3 protein-coding genes, 14 tRNA genes, 2 rRNA genes and 1 pseudogene are annotated in these 5,559 nt (G+C 37.7%); all 20 read left to right on the forward strand.

The genetic code is table 11. The annotated features are described in order from the left end of the window. Positions 1-183: ribosomal RNA gene (locus AAIB49_RS19220) — 23S ribosomal RNA — on the forward strand; the annotation flags it as partial. A gap of 142 nt (positions 184-325) precedes the next feature. Next, positions 326-441: ribosomal RNA gene (rrf, locus tag AAIB49_RS19225) — 5S ribosomal RNA — on the forward strand. 8 nt (positions 442-449) lie between these two features. Next, a tRNA-Asn gene (locus AAIB49_RS19230) sits at positions 450-524 on the forward strand. 1 nt (position 525) lies between these two features. Further along, positions 526-617, forward strand: a tRNA-Ser gene (locus AAIB49_RS19235). Between the two features lie 17 nt (positions 618-634). Further along, positions 635-709: transfer RNA gene (locus tag AAIB49_RS19240), tRNA-Glu, on the forward strand. 4 nt (positions 710-713) lie between these two features. Continuing rightward, positions 714-789, forward strand: a tRNA-Val gene (locus AAIB49_RS19245). 208 nt (positions 790-997) lie between these two features. After that, positions 998-1,074, forward strand: a tRNA-Met gene (locus AAIB49_RS19250). Between the two features lie 45 nt (positions 1,075-1,119). Beyond that, positions 1,120-1,196: transfer RNA gene (locus AAIB49_RS19255), tRNA-Asp, on the forward strand. 28 nt (positions 1,197-1,224) lie between these two features. Continuing rightward, positions 1,225-1,300: transfer RNA gene (locus tag AAIB49_RS19260), tRNA-Phe, on the forward strand. 21 nt (positions 1,301-1,321) lie between these two features. Beyond that, positions 1,322-1,405 (forward strand) — tRNA-Tyr (locus AAIB49_RS19265). Positions 1,406-1,435: 30 nt separating this feature from the next. Beyond that, positions 1,436-1,509: transfer RNA gene (locus AAIB49_RS19270), tRNA-Trp, on the forward strand. Between the two features lie 11 nt (positions 1,510-1,520). Further along, positions 1,521-1,593 (forward strand) — tRNA-His (locus AAIB49_RS19275). A 7-nt stretch (positions 1,594-1,600) separates the two neighbouring features. After that, positions 1,601-1,675, forward strand: a tRNA-Gln gene (locus tag AAIB49_RS19280). A gap of 2 nt (positions 1,676-1,677) precedes the next feature. Beyond that, positions 1,678-1,752: transfer RNA gene (locus AAIB49_RS19285), tRNA-Gly, on the forward strand. Positions 1,753-1,760: 8 nt separating this feature from the next. Beyond that, positions 1,761-1,834 (forward strand) — tRNA-Cys (locus AAIB49_RS19290). Between the two features lie 293 nt (positions 1,835-2,127). After that, a pseudogene (locus AAIB49_RS19295) lies at positions 2,128-2,486 on the forward strand (DUF3231 family protein); the annotation flags it as partial. A 126-nt stretch (positions 2,487-2,612) separates the two neighbouring features. Then, a complete protein-coding gene (locus AAIB49_RS19300; RefSeq protein WP_343458995.1) occupies positions 2,613-3,071 on the forward strand; it encodes a DUF3231 family protein in 459 nt (152 codons plus the stop codon). Between the two features lie 9 nt (positions 3,072-3,080). After that, on the forward strand, positions 3,081-3,560 hold the full coding sequence (locus tag AAIB49_RS19305; RefSeq protein WP_339216745.1) for a hypothetical protein: 480 nt from the start codon (positions 3,081-3,083) through the stop codon (positions 3,558-3,560). Positions 3,561-3,653: 93 nt separating this feature from the next. Next, positions 3,654-3,735: transfer RNA gene (locus AAIB49_RS19310), tRNA-Leu, on the forward strand. Between the two features lie 222 nt (positions 3,736-3,957). Further along, positions 3,958-5,511: an ATP-dependent nuclease gene (locus AAIB49_RS19315; RefSeq protein ID WP_343458994.1), complete on the forward strand. Its 1,554-nt coding sequence runs from the start codon at positions 3,958-3,960 to the stop codon at positions 5,509-5,511. Positions 5,512-5,559: the final 48 nt, after the last annotated feature.

Consider the following 5,559-nt stretch of genomic DNA (forward strand, 5'->3'; position numbering starts at 1 on the left):
GGTAGCTACGTGTGGAAAGGATAAGTGCTGAAAGCATCTAAGCATGAAGCCCCCCTCAAGATGAGACTTCCCATCACTTCGAGTGAGTAAGATCCCTTAGAGACTATGAGGTTGATAGGTCCGAGGTAGAAGCGTGGTGACACGTGGAGCTGACGGATACTAATAGATCGAGGACTTAACTAACTTATTTGATATCGTTTGGTTACTCTTATTTAGTTTTCAGGGTATAATAATCCAAAACAAAATAACTCTTGATTTTTTTCGGAAAACGATTATAATAGAGTTTGTCACGAAAAAAATAGGTCACTTGGTAATACCATTTATGTCTGGTAGTGATGGCGAGAAGGTCACACCTGTTCCCATACCGAACACAGAAGTTAAGCTTCTCAGCGCCGATGGTAGTTGGGGCATTGCCCCTGCGAGAGTAGGACGCCGCCAGGCAATTCCATTCCACAGTAGCTCAGTGGTAGAGCAATCGGCTGTTAACCGATCGGTCGTAGGTTCGAATCCTACCTGTGGAGCCATGGAGAGCTGTCCGAGTGGTCGAAGGAGCACGATTGGAAATCGTGTAGGCTGCGAAAGTGGTCTCGAGGGTTCAAATCCCTCGCTCTCCGCCATTTGAATTATATTAAATGGCCCGTTGGTCAAGCGGTTAAGACACCGCCCTTTCACGGCGGTAACACGGGTTCGAATCCCGTACGGGTCACCATAATGGAGGATTAGCTCAGCTGGGAGAGCACCTGCCTTACAAGCAGGGGGTCGCAGGTTCGAGCCCTGCATCCTCCACCATTAATTGTACTGTTAAGAGTGCATATTCTAAAATTAAATACTTTTTCATTATCGCGGGGTGGAGCAACGAGCAATACATCCACCGAATCCGCTACGAGTAACCCCGAAGCATACACATCTTCGATTATGCTTGTAGATGCAGGGGTCACTAACAAGAAGATTGCACGATTCATAAGTGCATGACAAAAAATTAAATACTTTATATTACCGCGGGGTGGAGCAGTCTGGTAGCTCGTCGGGCTCATAACCCGAAGGTCGTAGGTTCAAATCCTGCCCCCGCAACCAAATTATTTTATTGTACCGTAAAGTACAACAGAGTTTAATTATAGTGGTCCGGTAGTTCAGTTGGTTAGAATGCCTGCCTGTCACGCAGGAGGTCGCGGGTTCGAGTCCCGTCCGGACCGCCACTATAAATCTTGTAATTTAAAACATATTGGCTCGGTAGCTCAGTCGGTAGAGCAACGGACTGAAAATCCGTGTGTCGGCGGTTCGATTCCGTCCCGAGCCACCATTTATGTCTTTTTCTTATGTCGGAGGGGTAGCGAAGTGGCTAAACGCGGCGGACTGTAAATCCGCTCCTTCGGGTTCGGCAGTTCGAATCTGCCCCCCTCCACCATTTATAAAAAATAGTAATATTTTTAATAGTAGGGGTATAGTTTAATGGTAAAACGAAGGTCTCCAAAACCTTTGATGTGGGTTCGATTCCTACTACCCCTGCCATTTTTATTATGGCGGCCGTGGCGAAGTGGTTAACGCACCGGATTGTGGCTCCGGCACTCGTGGGTTCGATTCCCACCGGTCGCCCTTTTATTGGGCTATAGCCAAGCGGTAAGGCAACGGGTTTTGGTCCCGTGATTCCTAGGTTCGAATCCTAGTAGCCCAGCCACTGCGGAAGTAGTTCAGTGGTAGAACACCACCTTGCCAAGGTGGGGGTCGCGGGTTCGAATCCCGTCTTCCGCTCCAGAATTTATGGCGGTATAGCCAAGTGGTAAGGCAGAGGTCTGCAAAACCTTTATCACCGGTTCAAATCCGGTTACCGCCTCCAATTTTACTATTCCATATAAATAGTAGGCATTAGATGGCCTACAAATACATTAAACTCTTTTGTTTTAGTTGCAATCTATATTGCAGTTAAAACAAAAGAGTTTTTTTATTGTTATTAAATTCAATTAATGTTCTCGAAAAGGAAAATTATAGTATTGTAATCCCTGTATAATATTTACAGTTAGGGAAAACTAATAGCGGACTCAAATAATTTTGGAGGTAGGAGGATAAATGGAAACAAACCACAATGCACGTTTAACTTCAACAGAGATTACACAACTTTGGACTAATTATATGGATGATAGTATGGCAATTTGTGTATTTAGATATTTTTTTATATTTTTGAAGATAACGAGGTGAAAGAACTTGTCAAGTATGCACTTGATCTAGCTGAATCACATATTCCAAAGCTAAATAGTTTTTTTGAGGGAGAAAATTATCCAGTACCAATTGGCTTTAATGTTAACGAGGATGTAGATGTTAATGCCCCAAGACTATATTCGGATAGTTACATACTTACCTATATTCGAGATATGTCCCAGATTGGCATGAACAACTATTCGGTGGCTATTGCATGTTCTGCAAGAGAGGATATTTATGATTATTTTTCTCATAATTTTACTGAGGCAAACATGCTTCATAAAAAGGCATTAAAACTAATGCTATCCAAGGGGCTTAATGTACGCCCACCATATTTATCACCACCAAAAAAGGCGGGGTATATAAAGAAACAACGCTTTTTAACTGGCTGGTTTGGTGAAAGAAGACCACTAAATGGCATGGAAATCTCGAACTTATTTTCAAATATTCTCCGTAATGCATTGGAGATTGCAACGTTAATTGGTTTTGCGCAAGTCGCTAATTCTAAGGAAGTAAGGCAGTATATGGAAAGAGGGAAGGAAATAACAGCAAAACATGCTGAAGTGTTAGGTTCTGTTATGCGTGAAAATGATCTTCCTGTTCCAATGACATTGGAAACCGAAGTTACAGATTGTACCACTTTTGTTTTCTCTGACAAATTAATTATGTATCATACAACAACATTAAATGCGGCTGTATTAGGATTTTACGGGTTTAGTTTAGCTGCGAGTCATCGACGTGATTTAGGGCACCAATATACACGATTAAGTACAGAGATAGCGGCGTATTGTGAGGATGGGGCAAATATTATGATAAATAATGGTTGGTTGGAGGAACCGCCTATGGCATCAGATCGACAACAATTAGCAGATGGGTAGTGTGTTTAAATGGCAAGGGATAAAAAAATGGAGGTTTTGTTTTGGAGTATTGCGTTACCTGGGTTTGGACATTACTTAAATGGAAAGCTTTTTAAAGGGACAGTTCTAATTATATTAGAATTCTTCGTCAACGTTCAATCCGGATTGAATTACGCTATACTTCCAAGTTTTCATGGAGAGATTCATGAAGCTATTTCTGCTACCAATTTTCAGTGGCTGATGTTTTATCCATGTATCTATTTGTTTGCCATCTGGGATGCTTATCGAGATGCGGGTGGTGGAAAAGAACCATACTCATTTATTCCATTTGTTTTTTCAGCTTATATAGGAACCATTGGGGTAGTCTATTCCCCGACATTTAATATAAATGGAGTATATTTCGGCGTGATTTGGTTGCCCATTATTTTTCTAATTCTTGGATTTCTTATAGGAAAGGTTATTCGATTCATTATATTGAAACGGGTAAATAGGAAAGAGAAAGTAAGCTAATGTAATGTGGTTAAACAATTTTTGGTTGACTTCTATTGCCATTCCGTGCTATATTAATATTTGTCAGTCAAGACATTCGTCAATTATTAATATGCCGGTGTGGCGGAATTGGCAGACGCGCACGACTCAAAATCGTGTTCCTTCGGGAGTGTCGGTTCGACCCCGACCACCGGTATTTTTAGCATTTTGTAGAACAAAATTGAAGAAAATTCAAACACCCATGAGCATTGTTATATCAATGTTTTTGGGTGTTTTTTTATTTTGATGAAATCAAGTGAAAAGGATTAGTTTTATATTTTTTTTACACATTTTTTACACAAAGATTTTTTATTAAATCGTGCTTTTCCAATTCACATATATTTTAAAAATTCTATTCATAATGAAAGAGTGGTGGATCATGAAAATAAGTAAGATTCTTTTACATAATTACAAATTGTTTAAAGACGAAGTAATACACGTAAATCCGGATTATAATATTTTTGTCGGTAATAACGACTCTGGTAAGAGTACTCTGTTAGAAGCAATTCAAACAGTGATAAGTGGAAAACTAAATAACTATTCCTTCGAACGTCAGCTTAAGGCTTCTTGTTTTAATCAGCAAATAAGAGATGAGTTTAGAAAAAAACTTGATCAAAAAAACATCGACGAACTTCCCAAAATAATAGTTGAAGTATACTTAAATGATGATGGAATTAATTCGCAATTAAAAGGGACAAACAATTCATTAGGTGAAGATTGCCCTGGAATACGTATGTCAGTAAATTTTAACTCAATTTATGCAGATGCATTTAAAACAATGCTAGATGCTGAAGAAATATATGATATTCCAGTTGAATTTTATGAAGTTAAGTGGACAGAATTTTCAGGAGATCCTGTTGTATTTAGAACTTTACCTTTTAAAGTATCTCTTTTGGATACCACTAAGAAAGATTACAGTAACTCAGTAAATAGATTTGTAAATTCAAGTGTAGCAGAGCACTTGACTGATGAAGAGAAAGCTAGTTTGGCAAGAAATTATCGGAAAATGAAATTTGATTTTAATTCAAATGAAAGTGTAAAAAACTTAAATGATAGAATAGAAAAAAACGTTCGTTTAGACGATAAAAAAATTAAACTTGGAATTAAAGAAGAAGTATTAGATGCTTGGAAAAATGAAGTTTCTATAGATGTCGAAGCAATACCTTTTGAAGACATAGGATTTGGTAGTCGAAATCTTATTGAGATGGAACTAGTGTTAAATGAGGAATCTCAAAAATCTAATTTTATTTTATTTGAAGAACCGGAAAATAACTTATCTTTTAGTAATATGTCTAAATTAATCTCTAAAATCAAGAATGAAGAATCTAAACAAGTTTTCATTTCTACACATAGTAGTTTCGTAGCAAATAAAATAGGTCTTCAAAATATCATTCTTTTGCATGAAGGTAATATTACACCTCTAAACCAAGTGAACCAAGAGACGATGGATTTCTTTATGAAATTACCAGGTTATAATACTGTGAGATTCTTATTGGCTGAAACGGTTATATTGGTTGAAGGACCAACTGATGAATTGATAGTCCAGAGGGCATATTTTGATAGATATGGCAAGCTCCCAATTGAGGATGGAACTGATATTATTACTGTCGATTCTTTGGCTTTTAAACGTTACTGTGATTTAGCTATTCTTGTAGGAAAGAGTATTAATATAGTAACTGATAATGATGGGGATATAGAAGAAAACATTCACCAAAAGTATAGAGATTATCTAAACAAGTACGACTTTATCCAAGTATTTTATGAAAAGAATGAATCTTTATACAGTTTAGAACCTAGTATGTATGATGTAAATGAAAAAGATCAAGAAACTCTGAAAAGGTTTAAGGAAGCTATTGTAAAGCATCACTTTATCCCATCCAAAATTGGCCTATTTAAATCAAATTCCTCCAGTATGATTACTGTACTTTCCTGACACAATATGCTAAATTTTTTGCATATTATAAGGGGGAGTTTTTTTATG

Source organism: Ornithinibacillus proteolyticus (assembly GCF_039581225.1).
GTDB classification, from domain to species: Bacteria; Bacillota; Bacilli; order Bacillales; family Amphibacillaceae; genus Ornithinibacillus; species Ornithinibacillus massiliensis.

Coding starts and splice junctions, on each gene's coding strand:
- AAIB49_RS19300 (WP_343458995.1), top strand. CDS start 2,613: ATGGAAATCTCGAACTTATTTTCAAATATTCTCCGTAATGCATTGGAG.
- AAIB49_RS19305 (WP_339216745.1), top strand. CDS start 3,081: ATGGCAAGGGATAAAAAAATGGAGGTTTTGTTTTGGAGTATTGCGTTA.
- AAIB49_RS19315 (WP_343458994.1), top strand. CDS start 3,958: ATGAAAATAAGTAAGATTCTTTTACATAATTACAAATTGTTTAAAGAC.